This is a genomic window from Methyloversatilis sp. XJ19-49 (genome assembly GCF_024580145.1).
Lineage (GTDB): Bacteria > Pseudomonadota > Gammaproteobacteria > Burkholderiales > Rhodocyclaceae > Methyloversatilis.
Genome location: NZ_JANINI010000001.1, coordinates 80,448 through 97,363, shown reverse-complemented (window position 1 = coordinate 97,363; position 16,916 = coordinate 80,448). Strand labels below are relative to the sequence as shown.

Here is a 16,916-nt window from a genome sequence, read left to right as displayed (position 1 = left end):
CTTACCTTAATGTGCGCGCTGCTGGCCGAGCGCCTGGCTGACCGCCCGGTCGAACATCGGCTCATTGTTGACCACGCGTGCTTCGCCGTTCGCCAGTTGCAGCGCCAGCGCGTCGGGTGCGATCGAGGTGGCCCGCGTCGAACCGGGATTGGTGAACAGGTAGATGCCGCGTTGCGGGCTGACCCAGTTCAGGCGCATGCGCACGAAACTACCGTCAACCTGGCGAAACTCGATCCAGTCGCCGCGCTTGAGTTCGAACACGCGGTCCTGCTCCTGGATGTCGAGCGGTGACGGCAGATTCAACGAAATGTCATTGAGTTCCAGGCCGTCCTGTTCGACATGCTCGCTGACCACTTCCGGTGCCGGCACATCGTCATTCGCGGAGTATGCCTCGGGCACCCACTGTTCAACCGCCGGCGGCGCTGTCGCTGCACCAGGTTTGAGCCACTGCGCGTGCAGATCGAACAGGCCGTTGAGCAGCATCAGCTTGTCGGCCGGATGGGCGCCTGCCAGGTCGAAGCCCTGGTTGAGACGGCGCAGCAAACCGGGCAGCGCCACGACCAGGGCACGGCGCTCATCCGCATCGGCCTTGGCCTGCACGCTCCAGATCAATTCGTCGATGGTGGCGAGCGCCTGCTGGTAATCGACCGCCGCGTCCGGACCGGTATCGACATGCTTGCGCAGCAGTCGCCGCCATACGCCATCGAGCAGACTTTGCACCACACCGGGCAGCGGCTTGCGCAGCCGGTCATCGATCTCGTCGTCGGCGACTCGCCGCGCATCCTCGCGGCGCAGTCTTTCCTGCTCGCGCGCGCTGGCGATCAGCGCTGCCGCTTCGGCGCGCTGCGTCTCGTCTGCTTCCAGTTCGATGACGAAGGCGCGCAGGTCGTCGCTGCAGGCCTCGAACAGGCTCAGATCGCGATCGAAATCTCGCAGGATGCGGTCGACGATTTCCGCCAGCTTGATGTAGAGGGGGTCTTCGTGACCGACGTCGCGCCCCCAGCGCATCATCGAGTTGGAAATCAGGTCGAGCAGTCGGCGCGCCGGATGCGCCTTGCTGGAGAAGAAGCTGCGGTCCAGCATGGCCACCTTGACCAGCGGAATCTGCAGCCGGCCGACCAGCGCCTTGATCGGATCGGCGATATCGGCGTCGTCGAAGATGAGATCGAACAGCATGGCGACGATGTCGACCGTGATCGCATCGAACTGCCCGAGATGGCGGCCCAGTTCGGAGGTACGGAAATTGCGCAGCAGATTGGGCGGAATGCCGAGGTTGAAGGACGCAGCGGCCGGCACAGAAAGGTCGGCGTCGGACTGCAGTGCGCTGAGCGCCTCGAACACGAAGGGCGACGCCAGCCCGGCCGGGTTTGCTCCGGCTGCGCCGATCGGCGGCAGCGTAATGCCCTGTGCCGCCATCTGGCCCTGGACCAGTTGCGACAGCATGGCGTAGATATCGCCGTCAGCCTCCGCTGCGGCGCCAAACGCAGCCTGTTCGCCGAAGCCGCCATCCACCGACGAAATGCCGAAACCGGGCATCGATGCGGTGGGGCCCGCGTCGTGGGCACCGCCTATTGCAGGAAAGCCGCCCTGTCCGCTGGTGGACGGTGCATAGCCGCTGCCGGCCACACCTGCCTGATCACCGGCTGCGCTGACGCCCTGTCCATGCGCCACGCCGGCCACGCCGGAGCGCGAGCCGGCGTGGCGACGGAAACCACGACGCAGGCCCGGCAGCACATTCTGCCGCTGCAATCGTACGTTCAGGTCCTGGTACAGCTTTGAAAGTTCGCGTGAAATCTGCGATTCGAGCGACTGCAGGAGCACCAGACGCATCTGCACGCTGGCATCGACTTCTTCGCACGCCGCGCGCAGCGCCTTGGCGACGCCTTCGGTGCCCAGCGGGTTGTCCTGATCGGTCGGATCCGTCTTGCCGAGCAGCGAGCCCAGACGCTGTTCGACGCCGAACAGCTCCTCGTCGCAGTGTTCCTTCAGCTTGCGGGTCAGTTCATGAACGGCCAGATCCTGCGTCAGGTCGTCTTCGCCGACCAGACTGAGTTCGTCCAGCGACGTCGGCACTGCGGATCGTGATGATTCGATCGGTTCGCCACGTACGCGCGCGTCGAAATAGCGGGTCAGGTGATCGATGAAGGTTTGTTCGATGCCGGCCCACTGCTGGCGGGCCTTGCCGCAGGTGAACATGTACAGATTGCGTTGATCGCGGTCGAGTTCCGCCTCGGCCCGGGCGACCAGATCTTCCTCGATCTTTTCGAGCATGCCGCGCAGCGAATCACGCAGGCGCCGGATCGTGAAATCCCGGCAGTCGCTGATCACCCGCCCTCGTTCGGGCGGTACGGCGGTCTGTTTCGGCAGGGGTACAGCGCTCATGATTCACCTTTGCGGCCGCACACGGCGGTCGGTAAAGGCTGAAACGGGGCGCAAAGTCAGGACCGGACGCGAGGCGGCGTGCAGCTTCGCGGCGGCCCCGCTGTCATGGGGCGCTGGGCACCCGGTAGACCGGAAACTTTGCGTCGCCACCTTTCGGTGGGTTTGCCCTGGTTCAGCTTCAATATGTCGTCACATCATTTAACGACTGCGCTGCGGAAGACTTGAGGGCCTGTTCGCATTCGATTCGTAAATCATGCGCTGGCCGCGCACGGACCAATTGTGAACAGACCCCGGGCGCTCATATCTGCAAAGTGGCGATGATGGAATCGATCTCTTCCCTGGATTCCGCGACCACGGCCTCCAGCGTTTCGTTGTCGATCTCAGAGGTCGCTGCATCGGCAAGCAGAACATCCTCTTCCGGCGACAGGTTGGTGAACGGGTTCGGGAAGGCCGCCATGCTTTCCGCAAGGAACAGCACATCACCCAGCGAACGGGGCGGCACGACGGCACCCTCGAACGACGGTCCATCGACGGCTGCGATGACCTGTTCCGGTACCTTGAGCGATTCGAGTACAGCGCGGCCGACACTCTGGCTGAAACTGAACATCAGTCCGCCGAGTTCAGCTTCCCGCTGCAGCAGCGCAGGAAAGGCCGATGCGCGGGCCAGCAGGTAGAACTGGCCGATCTCATGGACCAGACCGGCGAACATGGCCGTATCGGCGTTGAGCCGCGAAAGGCGACGCGCGATCACGTAACTCAGCGCCGAAACGTGGATGGTGTGCCGCCACAGGTCGTGCGTCAGTACGCGCAGACGTTCGTCGGCGCGCGCATCGACCATCTGGCGGACGATGAGCGACATCGTGAGCATGCGGATCGGCTCGGTACCGACGCGTGTCACCGCGGTGCGGACGTCGGTGATTTCGTTGCCGCTGCGGTTGTAGGCGACCGAATTGGCGAGGCGCAATGCCTTCGCGCTGAGCACCGGCTCGGCGCCAACCAGCCGGCACACCTCGTTGACGTTGATGTCGGGGTTTTCAAGCGCCTGCCGGATGCGCAGCGACACATCGATGCTGGTCGGGAAGACGATGTCGCCCGATTCAAGTTCGGCTGAAAGCCGCTGCAGTGCCTCAAGCGATGAATTCACCGGCTCACCCATGACATGTTCTCCGTGACGCACCGAGGTGCGCATGTGGTTCGATGTCTGTGTATACGGCAGCGTGCGGGTCCGACTTGATCCCCGATTCAGCCCGCGCCGCTGCCGCCTGCCTGCCGATTATCCAGTGTTGCGGGCAATGAAGGCCTTCATGGCAGCCACGTCGGCACCCATCACTTCGTAACGCTGCGGCAGCGATTCGAGGTGCTCCATCCCGTGCGGGCGGACCGGCTCGCAGCCCAGTGCTTCGACCACGGTTTCCGAGAACTTGGCAGGCAGTGCAGTTTCGAGCACAACCATGGGTACGCCCGCTTCGCGCCGCTCAAGCGCCACCTTCAGGCCGTCGGCGGTATGCGTGTCGATGGCGCGCCCCCAGCGCTGATGCGCCAGCCGCATGGTGGCGACACGGTGAGCATGGTTGCTCGAACCGGACTGGAAGCCATACTCGGACGCGACCTTGGCGAACAGTCCGGTGCCCGACAGATCGAACGGGCGGCCGCGATCGACTTCGCTCCACATCGCCCTCACCCGCTCGGTGTCGCGACCGGTGAGATCGAAGATGAAGCGCTCGAAATTGCTCGCCTTGGAAATATCCATCGACGGGCTCGTCGTGTGCAGCGTTTCCGCATTGCCGCGCGGCCGATAGACGCCGGTACGGAAAAACTCGTCGAGGACGTCGTTTTCGTTCGTGGCCACCACCAGATGCCGGATCGGCAGGCCCATCATGCGGGCGATGTGACCGGCGCACACATTGCCGAAGTTGCCGGACGGCACGGTGAAGCTCACCTGCTGGTCATCGCGCTGCGTCGCGGCGAAGTACGCCTTGAAATAGTAGACAACCTGGGCCGACACGCGCGCCCAGTTGATCGAGTTGACGGTGCCGATGCGGTACTTCGCCTTGAAATCGAGGTCGTTCGATACCGCCTTCACCATGTCCTGGCAGTCGTCGAACACACCGCGCACCGCGATGTTGAAGATGTTCGGGTCCTGCAGGCTGAACATCTGGGCGCTCTGGAAGCGGCTCATCTTGCCGTGCGGACTCAGCATGAACACGCGGATGCCGCGCTTGCCGCGCATTGCGTATTCGGCGCTCGAACCGGTATCGCCCGACGTGGCACCGAAGATGTTCAGCTCGGCACCATTTTTCGCCAGCGCATACTCGAACAGGTTGCCGAGCAGCTGCATCGCCATGTCCTTGAATGCCAGCGTCGGGCCATTCGACAGTTCGAGCAGGTGCAGGTCCGGCTCCAGCGTGTACAGCGGCGTGATGTCGCGGGCATCGGAGCCCGACACGGTGTTGCAGTAAACCTCGGGCCGATAGGTGCGTTCGATCAAATTGCGCAGGTCATCGGCCGGCAGGTCGTCGGCGAAGCGCGACAGCACCGCAAAGGCCAGTTGGCGGTAATCCATGCCGCGCATGGACCCGAGCTCGACCGGCGTGAACGTCGGGTAGCGCACAGGCATGGCGAGACCGCCATCCTCCATCAGTCCGCCCAGCAGGATGTCGGTGAAGCGCTTCTGCGGCGCGAGGCCGCGGGTGGATACGTAATACATCGCGTCGTGCATCGGAGTCGTGGTCGGGAGGCGTTAGGGCGCGGCGCGCTCGAGAGCGTCAATACAAGGGGCGTTAATCTAGCACAGCACGCCCTCCCCGCCTGCGCCGATGCCTTCCCCGTGTTATGGCGACATGAATGCACCAAATTAGGGCGCACCGCTACACTGCAGCGTCTCGACCGGAAAGTCCCCATGATCGGCATGTCCGAACTGCTGCGCCGACATCTGGTGTCCGACGCCCCGCCGCTGTCTCCCGCCGAAAGGTGGCGCAGCACGCTGGCGGGCTTTCTCGGCCTGCTGTTGTTTGAGGGCGTGCTGCATGTGCTGCCGCTCGGCGCGGACGAGAAGCGCATCCTGGCACCGCTGGGGGCGACGTCGGTCATCCTGTTCGCGTTGCCGCACAGCCCGCTGGCGCAGCCGTGGTCGGTCATCGGCGGTCTGCTGATATCCGCGCCGCTCGGTTACGCCTGCGGTTACTGGCTGCCGAGCGGGCCGTGGGTGATGGCGGTGGCACTGGCCGCATCGATCTGGCTTACCGCCTGGGCACGCTGCATCCATCCGCCGGCCGGCGCGATGGCGCTGACCATGGCGCTGGCCGCCGCTCAGGGCGCTGCGATCGAGCCGGCGCTGATGGCGACCGTCGCGAACACGATTGCCATCATGGTGGCGGTCATGGTGGTGAATAACCTGATTCCCGGCCGCCACTATCCGCAGGGTACGCCACCCGCCGCGCAGCAGCGGATGCACCGGGCGCCGCCGGTGATCGCACACCGCGATCTCGAGGCGGCGCTGGGCGAGATCGACGGTTTTCTCGACGTGCGTGACGACGACCTCGTCGAACTGTACGAACGCACGCTCCGACACGCCTTCATGCGCGTCCATCAAATGCGCTGCAGCGACCTGATCGAGCGTTCGGACAGGGCTGCGCCTGCGCTCGAGTTCGCCACACCGCTCGCTGATGCCTGGCAATTGATGCGTACGCTGCGCGTCGACACCCTGCCGGTGGTCGACCGCAGCCGGCGCGTGATTGGTCTGATGTCGCTGGAAGATTTTCTGCGCGAGCTGTCGCCTGAGGGGAGTCGCACGAGGGGCGATGCGTTACGCCACCTGCTCGCGCGTTCGCCGCAGATGCATTCCGACAAGGCGGAGGTGGCCGGACAGATGATGCGCGACGTGCGCGACGGCGTGCTGGTGTTGCGCCAGCACGATAGCGTGGCCGCGGCAGCCGAGGCGATTGCCGCCGGCCGTCAGACTGCGGTGCCGGTGATCAACGGTGCCGACCGCCTGGTCGGGCTGCTCGACCGCACCGGTCTGGTCGCGGCGCTGTATCACCGGATGGCACTGATCGACGCAAGAAGCGAAGCGTCGAGTGCCGCACCGGCGCAGACCGGCTGAATGCCGGCCCCGCCGGTTCAGCCGTTCAGCTCCTCGAGACGCAGACGCGTCACGCTGCCCACCGTGCTGTCGAGTGCTTCGATGCGCGCGATGGCGGCATCGACCTTTTTCTCCCGCGTCACGTGGGTCAGCATGATGATGTTCGCCTGCTGTTCGCCTTCCGACGGCTCTTTCTGCAGCATGGCGTCGATGCTGATTTCCTGGTCGGCGAGGATGCGCGTGATGTCGGCCAGCACCCCCGGCCTGTCCTGCACGCGCAGGCGCAGATAGTAGGCGCTCTCGACTTCGCTGATCGGAAGGATGGGGGTGTCGGACAGCTGATCGGCGCGGAATGCCAGATGCGGCACGCGATGTTCCGGGTCAGCCGTGTGCAGACGGGTCACGTCGACCAGGTCGGCGATCACCGAGCTCGCTGTCGGCTCGGCGCCGGCGCCGCGACCGTAATACAGCGTGGCGCCGACCGCGTCGCCCTTCACCAGCACGGCGTTCATCACGCCCTCGACATTGGCGATCAGGCGCTTCGACGGGATCAGCGTCGGGTGCACGCGCAGTTCGAAACCGTCGGCCTTGCGCTTGGTGATGCCCAGCAGCTTGATGCGATAGCCCAGCGCTTCGGCGTAGCGTATGTCGTCGGCGGTCAGTTTCGTGATGCCTTCGATGTGCGCGCGGTCGAACTGGACCGGGATGCCGAACGCGATCGACGACAGCAAGGTGATCTTGTGTGCGGCATCGACGCCTTCGATGTCGAAGGTCGGATCGGCTTCGGCGTAGCCCAGCCGCTGTGCGTCGGCCAGCGCGTCGGCGAAGGTCAGGCCCTTGTCGCGCATTTCCGACAGGATGTAGTTGGTGGTTCCGTTGATGATGCCGGCCACCCACTCGATGCGGTTGGCCGTCAGCCCTTCACGCACCGCCTTGATGATGGGGATGCCACCGGCGACCGCAGCCTCGAACGCCACCATGACGCCCTTGGCCTGCGCCGCGGCGAATATTTCCTGCCCGTGCGTGGCCAGCAGCGCCTTGTTGGCGGTCACCACATGCTTGCCATGGGCGATCGCCTCGAGCACCAGTTCCTTCGCGATGGTGTAGCCACCGATCAGTTCGACCACGATGTCGATGTTCGGGTCGCGCACGACCTCGAAGGCATCGCCGGTCACTTTCACCTTGCCACCGGTCAGCTGCTGCGCGCGGGCGGTATCGCGGTCGGCTACCGCGGTGATCTGGATCGGCCGACCGGCGCGACGGGTGATTTCTTCCTGGTTGCGGGTCAGGACCGTCCAGGTTCCGCCACCGACGGTGCCGATGCCGAGCAGACCTACATTGATGGGTTTCATGCCTTGCCTCGTGTGGAATGTCGTTGCGGGACCGTATCCAGATCCCGCGAAAAAAGGAAACAGGCGATGTGCATGCCTTCGCGATGGTAGAAGCGGTGCGCATCGACGCGCTGTGTGCCGGAGTCAAGCCTGAGGCGCGTGGCCCCGCGTTCTGTTGCCTCGTGCGCAAGCCAGTCGAGAAGGGTCTTGCCGACCCCCTGCGAGCGAGCCGCCGGTGCGGTGACCAGGTCATCTATATAGAAGTGCACACCGCTCGACGTGTTGCGGTGACAGCGGAAGACCGCCACGCCGAGCACCTGGTCATCGCGGACGGCCACGACCATTTCGCCGCCGTCGTCGAAAATGCCCTGCAATGTGCCGACGTAATCCGCAGGCAGATCGGGCCGGAGTGCGCGATGCACCGCTTCCGCGCGCGCCAGCCAGGATGGTTCGAGAACGGCGCGCCGGGCGGCCACCCGCACGACGGTGACCTCAGCGGCCATGACGCTTTCGGAAGCCGTCGAGGAAGCGGGCGATGCGTCCGATGGCTTCGCGCAGGTCGTCCTCGTGCGGCAGGAAGACGACGCGGAAGTGGTCCGGCCGCGGCCAGTTGAAGCCGGTGCCCTGCACCAGCAGCACACGCTGCTCTTCCAGCAGTTCGAGAATGAAGCGCTGATCGTCCTCGATCGGGTAGAGCTTCGGGTCAAGCCGCGGAAAAAGGTAGAGCGAGGCGCGCGGCTTGACGCAGCTGACGCCCGGGATCTGCGTCAGCAGCTCCCACGCGGTGTCGCGCTGTCGCGCCAGTCGTCCGCCCGGCGCAACCAGATCGTTGATCGTCTGATAGCCGCCGAGTGCGGTCTGGATCGCGAACTGGCCCGGCACGTTGGAGCACAGTCGCATCGACGCCAGCATGTTCAGCCCGTCGATGTAGTCGCGCGCATGACGCTTGTCGCCCGACACGACCATCCAGCCGGCGCGGTAGCCGCAGGCGCGGTAGTTCTTCGACAGGCCGTTGAAGGTGACGAACAGCAGGTCGTCGGCCAGCGAGGCGATCGACGTGTGGGTGGCGCCGTCGTACAGCGTCTTGTCGTAGATTTCGTCGGCAAACACGATCAGGTTGTTCTGGCGCGCGATCTCCACCAGATCCTGCAGCAGCGCGTCGGAGTACAGCGCGCCGGTCGGATTGTTCGGGTTGATGATGACGATGGCGCGCGTGTTGGCCGTGATCTTGGCGCGGATGTCGGCCAGATCGGGCATCCAGTCGGCGCCTTCGTCGCAGATGTAGTGACGCGCCGTGCCGCCTGCCAGCGTCACTGCCGCGGTCCACAGCGGGTAGTCGGGCGCCGGCACGAGTACTTCGTCGCCGCTGTTGAGCAGACCCTGCATGGCCATCACGATGAGCTCGGACGCGCCGTTGCCGATGAAGATGTCGTCCACACCCACGCCCGGAATCCGCTTTTCCTGGCTGTACTGCATGATGGCCTTGCGCGGCGCGAACAGGCCGCGCGAATCGGTGTAGCCGGATGCGTCGGGCAGGTTGCGGATCACATCCTGCACGATTTCCTCTGGCGCTTCGAAACCGAAGGGCGCGAGGTTGCCGATGTTGAGCTTGATGACGCGCTGCCCCTCTTCCTCCATCTGGCGGGCCCGGGCGAGCACGGGGCCGCGGATGTCGTAACAGACGTTGGCGAGCTTTGAAGACTTCGAAACCGGAGGATGCACGATGGGGCGATCTGGAGAGGCGATGATTGGATGACTGGGCATGGGGCAGAGTGCGGCAGTCACCGGAATGACTACCGTCGCGCGGACTTCATTGTCCGTCGGCGAAAAAAGATATGATTGTATGCGAGCCCGCAAGACAGGGCAAAAGCCGGTTGCCGGCGGCACCCGAAGGCCCCTTGGATCCTCTCCGACCGAACCACCGTGAAGCTGCACCAGAACCCGCGCCCGACCACCTACCTTGTCACCGGATTCGGTGACGGCTATCTGCAGATCGGCGAGCGCCAGTTGACGCGCACCGTGGTGCTCGGCCCCGGATTGCTGCGCGAGGACTGGGGCGCCGGCAGCATCGACCAGCTCGATGCCGCCGACTTTGCGCAACTGACCACGCTCGACGCACAGATCCTCCTGCTCGGCACCGGCCCGACACAGCAGTTCCCGCCCCCTTCCCTGCTGCGTCCGTTGATCGATGCAGGCATCGGCGTTGAAGTCATGGACACGCTGGCCGCTGCGCGCACCTACAACATCCTGGTCGCGGAAGGCCGTGCCGTGGCCGCAGCACTCATCCTGCCGGAACCCGTGCCGTCAGCGTGACCCCGAAACCACTCAAGGAGAGACGGCTCAGATGAGCACCACCCCGATCGACGATTTCACACTCGCGTCCACCTCGGGACAGGACTTCAACCTGTCCGCTGCCGCCAAGCCGCTGGTCATCTACTTCTATCCGAAGGACAGCACACCGGGCTGCACCACCGAAAGCGCAGCCTTTCGCGATCTTTATCCGCAGTTGGTTGCCGCCGGCTGCAGCGTGATCGGCATTTCGCGTGACAGCATCAAGTCGCACCAGAATTTCAAAGGCAAGCTCGAGCTCCCGTTCGAGCTGATATCCGATCCCGATGAAGTCGCCTGCGCGTTGTTCGATGTCATGAAGATGAAGAACATGTACGGCAAGCAGGTGCGTGGCGTGGAGCGGAGCACTTTCGTGATCGGCACCGGCAACCTGATCCTGCGCGAGTGGCGCGGTGTGAAAGTGCCGGGCCACGCAGACGAGGTGCTCGACTTCGTCAAGACACTCTGAAACCCGGCGCAACCGACGCAGAAAAAAATCCAATGGCCACCCGACGCCCCGCCGCAGCACCCGCACCGCGCACTCGCAAGTCCGCCCCCGCCACCAAGCTTTTCATCCTCGACACCAACGTGCTGATGCACGACCCGACCAGCCTGTTCCGCTTCGAGGAGCACGACATCTTCGTGCCTATCATGACGCTCGAAGAGCTGGACAACAACAAGAAGGGCATGACCGAGGTCGCGCGAAACGCGCGCCAGGCCAGCCGGCTGCTGGACGAGATCGTCAGCGGCGCGGAAGACCGCATCGCCCTGGGAATTCCGCTGGCGGCGGCGTCGAGCGACCTGGCAAGTGGCCACCTGCTGCTGCAGACCGAGGCGATCGACGGCGTGCTGCCGGCCGGCCTGCCCACCGCCAAGGCGGACAACCAGATCATCGCGGTCGTGATGCATCTGTCGCAGCGCTACCCGGCGCGTCAGGTCATCCTGGTGTCGAAGGACATCAACATGCGCATCAAGGCCCGCGCGCTCGGGCTGCATGCGCAGGATTACTTCAACGACAAGGTGCTCGAAGACACCGACATGCTCTACACCGGCACGCGTGAGCTGCCGGAGAAATTCTGGGACGAGCATGGCGGCAATCTTGAATCGTGGAAGGAAAGCGGTCGCACGCTTTATCGGGTCAGAGGGCCGCTGTGCCCCGATCTGCTGATCAATGAGTTCGTTTACAGGGAAGCGGGTGCGAAGCAGGACAAACCCTTCCATGCTGCAGTGCGGGAGCGCAGCGGCAAGACCGCCGTGCTGGAAACGCTGGTCGACTACGGACACCACAAGAATTCGGTCTGGGGCATTCTGGCGCGCAACCGCGAACAGAACTTCGCTCTGAACCTGCTGATGAATCCGGACATCGATTTCGTCACCCTGCTCGGCCAGGCCGGGACCGGAAAAACGCTGTTGACGCTCGCTGCCGGACTGACCCAGGTGCTGGAAAGCAAGCTCTACAGCGAAATCATCATGACGCGCGTGACCGTGCCGGTCGGCGAAGACATCGGTTTCCTGCCGGGTACAGAAGAAGAAAAGATGACGCCGTGGATGGGTGCCCTCGAAGACAACCTCGACGTTCTGAACAAGACCGACGACCCGAATGCCTCCGGGGAGTGGGGCCGCGCCGCCACGCTCGACCTGATCCGCAGCAGGATCAAGGTCAAGTCGCTCAATTTCATGCGCGGGCGCACCTTCCTGAACAAGTTCCTGATCATCGACGAGGCGCAGAACCTGACGCCCAAGCAGATGAAAACGCTGATCACCCGCGCCGGCCCCGGTACCAAGGTGATCTGCCTGGGCAATATTGCGCAGATCGATACGCCTTACCTGACCGAAGGCAGTTCCGGTTTGACCTATGTCGTTGACCGTTTCAAGGGCTGGCCGCACAGTGGTCATGTGACCTTGCAGCGCGGCGAGCGCTCGCGCCTTGCCGACCATGCAGCCGAAGTGCTATGAGTGCCATGTGTGAAGTGATGAAGGAGCCGCAACCATGATTGATCCCATGCTTCTTGACCAGCAGTTGTGTTTCGCCCTCTATGCAGCGACGCATGCCATCACCCGTTGTTACTCGCCAGGCCTCAAGGCCCTTGGCCTGACCTACCCGCAATATCTGGTGATGCTGGTTCTGTGGCAGGAGGACGCACTGACGCTAAAGGCGCTTGCCGAACGTCTGGATCTCGATTCGCCCACGCTGACGCCGCTGCTCAAGCGGCTTGAAGGCGCTGGCTACATCACGCGGGCGCGCAGCCGGCTCGACGAGCGGGCGCTGGAAATCCGGCTGACCGATGCCGGACGTGCACTGCGGGAACAGGCGCGGCCCGTGCATGCCGGGGTGGCCGAACAGTCCGGTCTGCCGCCGGACGTCTTTGCGCGGATGCGCACCGAACTGCACATGCTGAGCGCGCACCTGAAGCAGCATGATCAGGCAGCCCACGGCGCCGGCTGAACAAGCCGTCGCTCGCAGCCAGCCACTCAGTCCCCGAACAGTTTGCCCACCGCGTCGCCGACGCCTTTCACGACCGAACTTCCGGCGCTGCCTACCCCGCGCACCAGGCCGCCAAGACTGATGCCGACCGATTCGGCGACAGCGCCGGTGACGCGGGTGGCGAACCCTTCGTTCAGCGAGAACGATGGATCATCGATGCGGCCTTCCAGCGTGAAGTCGACGCTGATGCGCTCATCCCTGTCCTTCATCAGCCCGACCACGGCCGCCCGTGGCAAGCCCATGAACGAGCCGCCGGAGGCAAGCTCCAGTCCTTTCAGCGTCAGCGTGCCGGGGGCCTTCAGGCGCTGGGCGACGACGACCGGCTGGATGTCCAGATCCATCGTGCCGCGCTTGACGCCGGTTTCCGCAGCGCGGATCAGGTAGGGCTGGAAGGCCACCAGATCGACTCCGCGCAGTGACAGCTCCAGCCTTGCATCGCGAGTCGCGGGCACCACTTCGCCCTGCAGCGTCAGGCGGCCGTCCTGTCGCACGCCTTTTACGACGCCTTCTAACTTGAGCGTGCAGGCGGTATCCAGAGCAGGAAGATCCAGCGGCCCGATCTCGGCGTTCAGCGCCTGCAGCGTCAGCCGATGCGGTGTCCTGCGCACACTGGCGTCGTAGAAATCGAGCGCCGCGTCACGCAATTCGATGCGCGATACATGAACCGGAACGGGCTTCTGGGGAGATGCGTCCTGAGCGCCTTCCTGAACAGGCGACTTCTCGAGCAGCGTCGGCAGCACCCGCAGTGCGCCGTCACGTGTGCGCAACATCGACAGATAGGCGCCATCGATGGTGATGCGCTCGATGCGCACGCGTGCCGACAGCAGGTCGCGCAGCTGCGGACGCACTTCGACGCGTTGCGCACGCAGCTCGTCATCGGTCGGCCATCCCTGCTTGCCATCGCGCACGGCGCGAATGCGAACGTCGTGCAGCACGACTGACCCGAATCCGATATCGATCTTCGCAACCTCGCCGCGCGGCCCGAGGGCCGTCTCGATCTGATTGCGAAGCAGCAGCGGCGCAAGCAGGAAGGCGCCGAGCAACGCCACGCCCGTCAGGACCAGGAGCAGAACGGCGCGACGCAGCCCGGAACGCATGTGCGCGTCAGTAGGAACCCGGCCGCGCCGCGTTGACGAAGCGGGTGTGTTCGCCCTGAAAGCCGAGCGTAACCGTGCCGGTCGGGCCGTTACGGTGCTTGCCGATGATGATTTCGGCCAGTCCCTTGTCCTGTGTGTCCGGGTTGTAGACCTCGTCCCGGTAGATGAACATGATGATGTCGGCGTCCTGTTCGATGGCGCCGGATTCGCGCAGGTCGCTCATTACCGGACGCTTGTTGGGTCGTTGTTCCAGTGCCCGGTTCAGCTGCGATAGCGCGATGATGGGCACGTGCAGTTCCTTGGCCAGCGACTTGATGGAACGGGAAATTTCGGAAATCTCCGCCGTTCGGTTCTCGCCATCGCGCGTGCCTGACATCAGCTGCAGGTAATCGACCACGATCAGGCCGAGCTTGCCGCACTGCCGGTACAGCCGCCGCGCACGGGCGCGCAGGTCGGTCGGATTGATGCCGCCCGTTTCATCGATGTGGATGGGCGCTTCATGCAGCTTGCCCAGTGCCATCGTCAGCCGGCCCCAGTCATCGTCGGTCAGCCGTCCGGTGCGCAGACGGCCCTGATCGATCTTGGCGACCGATGACACGAAACGCATGGCCAGCTGGGTGCCCGGCATTTCGAGCGAGAAGATGGCGACCGGCAGACCAATGTCGACGGCGATGTGCTCGGCGATATTCAGCGCGAACGAGGTTTTGCCCATGGCCGGACGGCCGGCGACGATGATCATGTCGCCCGGTTGCAGGCCTGCCGTCTTCGCGTCGAGGTCGATGTAGCCGGTCGGAACACCGGTGACGTCGGACGGATCATCGCGGTCGTACAGTTCCTGGATACGGTTCACCACCTGGACCAGCAAGGGCTGGATGGCGACGAAGCCTGAGCCGCTGCTGGCACCGGCTTCCGCAATCTCGAAGATCTTCGATTCCGCTTCGTCGAGCAAGGTTTTTGCATCGCGCCCGCGGGGCGACAGTGCACTCGCTGCGATTTCATCGCCCACGCTGACCAGTTTGCGCAGAATGGCGCGCTCGCGGACGATTTCCGCGTAACGGCGGATGTTCGCTGCAGACGGCGTGTTGTTGGCGATTTCGCCCAGATAGGCAAGACCGCCGGTCTGCTGCCCCTCGTCCGACTTTTCGATCGACTCGTACACCGTGACGACGTCGGCCGGCTTGCCTTGTTCGATGAGTTTTGCGATGTGGCGGAAGATGCGGCGATGGTCGTCGCGGTAGAAATCGGACTCGCCGACCTGGTCACCGACGCGGTCCCACGTGCTGTTGTCGAGCAGCAGTCCGCCGATCAGCGATTGTTCTGCCTCGATAGAATGTGGCGGCAGTTTCAGGGCAGCGATCTGTCTGTCCTGCGAAGCCTGCGCCGCCTGTGCGTCGGGGTTGCCTGCGTTGCGGACGATACTCATTGTGTTGTTTTCATTTCCTGGAAGCTGCGCCGTCAATCCGGCAATCTAGTCCCGCCGGGCAAGCGGCACAACGGCACAAGCTGTGGATAAGCTGTGGGCAGCAATGTGGATATTCTGGAAGGACATCTGGAAGCCGTATCGCAAAAGAAAAAAGCCACCCGAGGGTGGCTTTCCAGCTGCGAACCGGCCGGCTGGCCGGAAGTAATGATCAGCTTTCGCCGACCACTGCCACCGTCACATTGACCAGCACATCCGAGTGCAGCGCGATTTCGAACTTGTTTTCACCGGTCGTCTTCAGCGGACCGTCGGGCATGCGGACCATCGACTTGTCGACCGGGAAGGACTGGGCGACGAGTGCCTCGGCGATGTCGGACGTCGACACCGAGCCGAACAGGCGACCATCGACACCGGCCTTGCGCACGACCTGGACGGTCACGCCTTCCATCTTTTCGGCAACGGTCTTGGCGCTCGCCAGACGTTCGGCAGCCGCCTTTTCCAGTTCGGCGCGACGTGTTTCGAACACCGCCAGATTTTCCGGCGTAACGCGCTTGGCGCGGCCGGTCGGAATCAGGAAATTGCGGGCGTAACCGTCACGCACCTTCACCACATCGCCCAGATCGCCGAGCTTGGCCACTTTATCCATCAGGATGACTTGCATGGTCGTCTCCTCGCTTACTGGTGCAGGTCAGTGAAAGGCATCAGCGCAAGGAAGCGTGCGCGCTTGATGGCCGTGGACAGCTGGCGCTGATAGCCGGCACGGGTGCCGGTCAGTCGGGCCGGCATGATCTTGCCGTTCTCGGAGATGAAATCCTTCAGGATTTCGACGTCCTTGTAGTCGATTTCTTCGATCTTCTCGGCGCTGAAGCGGCAGAACTTGCGGCGCTTGAACATGCTGCGCGATCCGCGATCGTCCTTCTTCTTTGCATTCTTCGGTCTGAAAGCCATGGTGGTTCCTTCCAATTTTGCGACGGTTCGCGGGTCAGCGTTCCGTCACGAATTCAATGCTGTTCATGTGCATGACTGCCTGCCTGCTTCGTGCGCTGCGGGCAGCCATGAATCCCTGTGCGATCAACGCGGTTCCGAGCGGTGCGGCGGCAAGCAATCCGGCCTGGTCTCCGAGCAGCACGAAGTCGGTTTCAAGCCTGACTTCGCGCGGCACGCCGTTTTCGATCTGCTGCGAGTGGTGTTCGAGACATCCCCTCAGGATCGGCACGCCAGCCGGTGTGTGCCTCAGCGAGTCACGTTCGATCAGGGTGGCGTGCAACGTGAAACTGTTGACCGCCTGACCGGACGGATTCGCCTTGCGCTCCGTATCCGTTCCGCCGTCGATCAAGCGGCCGGCTGTTCGGCGACCGGCTCGGCTTCTGCAGCCGGTGCCGAGTCAGCGGACGGTGCCAGCAGCGAACGCGACTTCTCTTCCTTCATCATCGGCGAAGGCGTCACGACAGCCTTGCGCATCTTGATCGTCAGATGGCGCAGGACGGCGTCGTTGAATTTGAAGGCGTGCTCGAGTTCGGCCAGCGTTTCGTTGTCGCACTCGATGTTCATGAGCACGTAGTGGGCCTTGTGTACCTTCTGGATCGGATAGGCCAGCTGACGGCGGCCCCAGTCTTCCAGACGGTGAATGCTGCCACTGCGACCGGTGACGAGCGTGCGGTAGCGCTCGACCATTGCGGGCACCTGCTCGCTCTGGTCCGGATGGACGATGAAAACCACTTCGTAATGTCGCATGTAATCTCCTTGCGGTTTTTGCCCGCCTGCCCTGCGGCAGACCTGGCGGTTAAGCCTC

17 protein-coding genes and 1 riboswitch are annotated in these 16,916 nt (G+C 63.8%); of the genes, 5 read left to right on the top strand and 12 right to left on the bottom strand.

Annotation, left to right across the window (positions count from 1 at the left end; all coding sequences use genetic code 11):
* Positions 1-6 precede the first annotated feature (6 nt).
* The 3 genes from NMQ16_RS00430 to thrC form a co-directional block, all read right to left on the bottom strand.
* Entirely contained in the window at positions 7-2,382 is a 2,376-nt protein-coding gene (locus NMQ16_RS00430) for a DUF1631 domain-containing protein (protein WP_257078487.1), read from the bottom strand.
* Positions 2,383-2,469: 87 nt separating this feature from the next.
* Positions 2,470-2,559, bottom strand: a riboswitch (cyclic di-GMP riboswitch).
* Between the two features lie 121 nt (positions 2,560-2,680).
* The gene (locus tag NMQ16_RS00425; RefSeq protein WP_257078486.1) at positions 2,681-3,538 is read right to left on the bottom strand and encodes an HDOD domain-containing protein; all 858 of its coding nucleotides are present in this window, start codon (positions 3,536-3,538) and stop codon (positions 2,681-2,683) included.
* Positions 3,539-3,655: 117 nt separating this feature from the next.
* Positions 3,656-5,089 carry a threonine synthase gene (gene thrC / locus NMQ16_RS00420; RefSeq protein ID WP_257078907.1) on the bottom strand — a complete coding sequence of 478 codons (1,434 nt, stop codon included), beginning with the start codon at positions 5,087-5,089 and terminating at the stop codon, positions 3,656-3,658.
* Positions 5,090-5,281: 192 nt separating this feature from the next.
* Here thrC and NMQ16_RS00415 point away from each other — a divergent pair, with 192 nt between their 5' ends.
* On the top strand, positions 5,282-6,484 hold the full coding sequence (locus NMQ16_RS00415) for an HPP family protein (RefSeq protein ID WP_257078485.1): 1,203 nt from the start codon (positions 5,282-5,284) through the stop codon (positions 6,482-6,484).
* 17 nt (positions 6,485-6,501) lie between these two features.
* Here NMQ16_RS00415 and NMQ16_RS00410 read toward each other — a convergent pair whose 3' ends face one another.
* Genes NMQ16_RS00410 through NMQ16_RS00400 form a run of 3 tightly spaced genes read right to left on the bottom strand, consistent with a single transcriptional unit; the run spans position 6,502 to position 9,558 of the window.
* Positions 6,502-7,815, bottom strand: coding sequence for a homoserine dehydrogenase (locus NMQ16_RS00410; protein WP_257078484.1), 1,314 nt, complete (start codon positions 7,813-7,815; stop codon positions 6,502-6,504).
* A complete protein-coding gene (locus NMQ16_RS00405) occupies positions 7,812-8,297 on the bottom strand; it encodes a GNAT family N-acetyltransferase (protein ID WP_257078483.1) in 486 nt (161 codons plus the stop codon). Before NMQ16_RS00405 ends, NMQ16_RS00410 begins: the two co-directional genes overlap by 4 nt.
* Positions 8,287-9,558, bottom strand: coding sequence for a pyridoxal phosphate-dependent aminotransferase (locus NMQ16_RS00400; protein WP_257078482.1), 1,272 nt, complete (start codon positions 9,556-9,558; stop codon positions 8,287-8,289). The genes NMQ16_RS00405 and NMQ16_RS00400 overlap by 11 nt, the downstream gene beginning before the upstream one ends.
* A 159-nt stretch (positions 9,559-9,717) precedes the next feature.
* On the opposite strand from NMQ16_RS00400, the gene NMQ16_RS00395 reads away from it, so the two are divergent.
* Genes NMQ16_RS00395 through NMQ16_RS00380 form a run of 4 tightly spaced genes read left to right on the top strand, consistent with a single transcriptional unit; the run spans position 9,718 to position 12,568 of the window.
* Entirely contained in the window at positions 9,718-10,107 is a 390-nt protein-coding gene (locus NMQ16_RS00395; protein ID WP_257078481.1) for an Mth938-like domain-containing protein, read from the top strand.
* A gap of 31 nt (positions 10,108-10,138) precedes the next feature.
* Positions 10,139-10,591 (top strand): peroxiredoxin, encoded by a 453-nt coding sequence (locus tag NMQ16_RS00390; RefSeq protein WP_257078480.1) that lies wholly within the window; start codon positions 10,139-10,141, stop codon positions 10,589-10,591.
* A gap of 32 nt (positions 10,592-10,623) precedes the next feature.
* Positions 10,624-12,078: a PhoH family protein gene (locus tag NMQ16_RS00385; RefSeq protein WP_257078479.1), complete on the top strand. Its 1,455-nt coding sequence runs from the start codon at positions 10,624-10,626 to the stop codon at positions 12,076-12,078.
* Positions 12,079-12,112: 34 nt separating this feature from the next.
* Entirely contained in the window at positions 12,113-12,568 is a 456-nt protein-coding gene (locus tag NMQ16_RS00380; RefSeq protein ID WP_257078478.1) for a MarR family winged helix-turn-helix transcriptional regulator, read from the top strand.
* A gap of 26 nt (positions 12,569-12,594) precedes the next feature.
* Here the strand turns inward: NMQ16_RS00380 and NMQ16_RS00375 are convergent, their stop codons facing one another.
* The 6 genes from NMQ16_RS00375 to rpsF all read right to left on the bottom strand — a co-directional run bounded on the left by NMQ16_RS00375 (position 12,595) and on the right by rpsF (position 16,858).
* Complete coding sequence (locus tag NMQ16_RS00375) at positions 12,595-13,704, bottom strand: DUF748 domain-containing protein (RefSeq protein WP_257078477.1); 1,110 nt, start codon at positions 13,702-13,704, stop codon at positions 12,595-12,597.
* A 7-nt stretch (positions 13,705-13,711) separates the two neighbouring features.
* Complete coding sequence (gene dnaB / locus NMQ16_RS00370) at positions 13,712-15,127, bottom strand: replicative DNA helicase (protein WP_257078476.1); 1,416 nt, start codon at positions 15,125-15,127, stop codon at positions 13,712-13,714.
* A 208-nt stretch (positions 15,128-15,335) separates the two neighbouring features.
* A complete protein-coding gene (gene rplI / locus NMQ16_RS00365) occupies positions 15,336-15,785 on the bottom strand; it encodes a 50S ribosomal protein L9 (RefSeq protein ID WP_257078475.1) in 450 nt (149 codons plus the stop codon).
* 14 nt (positions 15,786-15,799) lie between these two features.
* The gene (gene rpsR, locus NMQ16_RS00360) at positions 15,800-16,072 is read right to left on the bottom strand and encodes a 30S ribosomal protein S18 (RefSeq protein WP_069040341.1); all 273 of its coding nucleotides are present in this window, start codon (positions 16,070-16,072) and stop codon (positions 15,800-15,802) included.
* Positions 16,073-16,106: 34 nt separating this feature from the next.
* A complete protein-coding gene (gene priB, locus NMQ16_RS00355) occupies positions 16,107-16,460 on the bottom strand; it encodes a primosomal replication protein N (protein ID WP_257078474.1) in 354 nt (117 codons plus the stop codon).
* Positions 16,457-16,858 carry a 30S ribosomal protein S6 gene (gene rpsF / locus NMQ16_RS00350; protein WP_069037358.1) on the bottom strand — a complete coding sequence of 134 codons (402 nt, stop codon included), beginning with the start codon at positions 16,856-16,858 and terminating at the stop codon, positions 16,457-16,459. The genes priB and rpsF overlap by 4 nt, the downstream gene beginning before the upstream one ends.
* Positions 16,859-16,916: the final 58 nt, after the last annotated feature.

Bases quoted from the DNA above. Each gene is read 5' to 3' on its own strand.
- rplI (WP_257078475.1), bottom strand. From the start codon at position 15,785: ATGCAAGTCATCCTGATGGATAAAGTGGCCAAGCTCGGCGATCTGGGC.
- thrC (WP_257078907.1), bottom strand. From the start codon at position 5,089: ATGTATTACGTATCCACCCGCGGCCTCGCGCCGCAGAAGCGCTTCACC.
- NMQ16_RS00385 (WP_257078479.1), top strand. From the start codon at position 10,624: ATGGCCACCCGACGCCCCGCCGCAGCACCCGCACCGCGCACTCGCAAG.
- NMQ16_RS00390 (WP_257078480.1), top strand. From the start codon at position 10,139: ATGAGCACCACCCCGATCGACGATTTCACACTCGCGTCCACCTCGGGA.
- rpsF (WP_069037358.1), bottom strand. From the start codon at position 16,858: ATGCGACATTACGAAGTGGTTTTCATCGTCCATCCGGACCAGAGCGAG.
- NMQ16_RS00415 (WP_257078485.1), top strand. From the start codon at position 5,282: ATGATCGGCATGTCCGAACTGCTGCGCCGACATCTGGTGTCCGACGCC.
- rpsR (WP_069040341.1), bottom strand. From the start codon at position 16,072: ATGGCTTTCAGACCGAAGAATGCAAAGAAGAAGGACGATCGCGGATCG.
- NMQ16_RS00375 (WP_257078477.1), bottom strand. From the start codon at position 13,704: ATGCGTTCCGGGCTGCGTCGCGCCGTTCTGCTCCTGGTCCTGACGGGC.
- NMQ16_RS00425 (WP_257078486.1), bottom strand. From the start codon at position 3,538: ATGGGTGAGCCGGTGAATTCATCGCTTGAGGCACTGCAGCGGCTTTCA.
- NMQ16_RS00430 (WP_257078487.1), bottom strand. From the start codon at position 2,382: ATGAGCGCTGTACCCCTGCCGAAACAGACCGCCGTACCGCCCGAACGA.
- NMQ16_RS00400 (WP_257078482.1), bottom strand. From the start codon at position 9,558: ATGCCCAGTCATCCAATCATCGCCTCTCCAGATCGCCCCATCGTGCAT.
- NMQ16_RS00405 (WP_257078483.1), bottom strand. From the start codon at position 8,297: ATGGCCGCTGAGGTCACCGTCGTGCGGGTGGCCGCCCGGCGCGCCGTT.
- NMQ16_RS00380 (WP_257078478.1), top strand. From the start codon at position 12,113: ATGATTGATCCCATGCTTCTTGACCAGCAGTTGTGTTTCGCCCTCTAT.
- NMQ16_RS00410 (WP_257078484.1), bottom strand. From the start codon at position 7,815: ATGAAACCCATCAATGTAGGTCTGCTCGGCATCGGCACCGTCGGTGGC.
- dnaB (WP_257078476.1), bottom strand. From the start codon at position 15,127: ATGAGTATCGTCCGCAACGCAGGCAACCCCGACGCACAGGCGGCGCAG.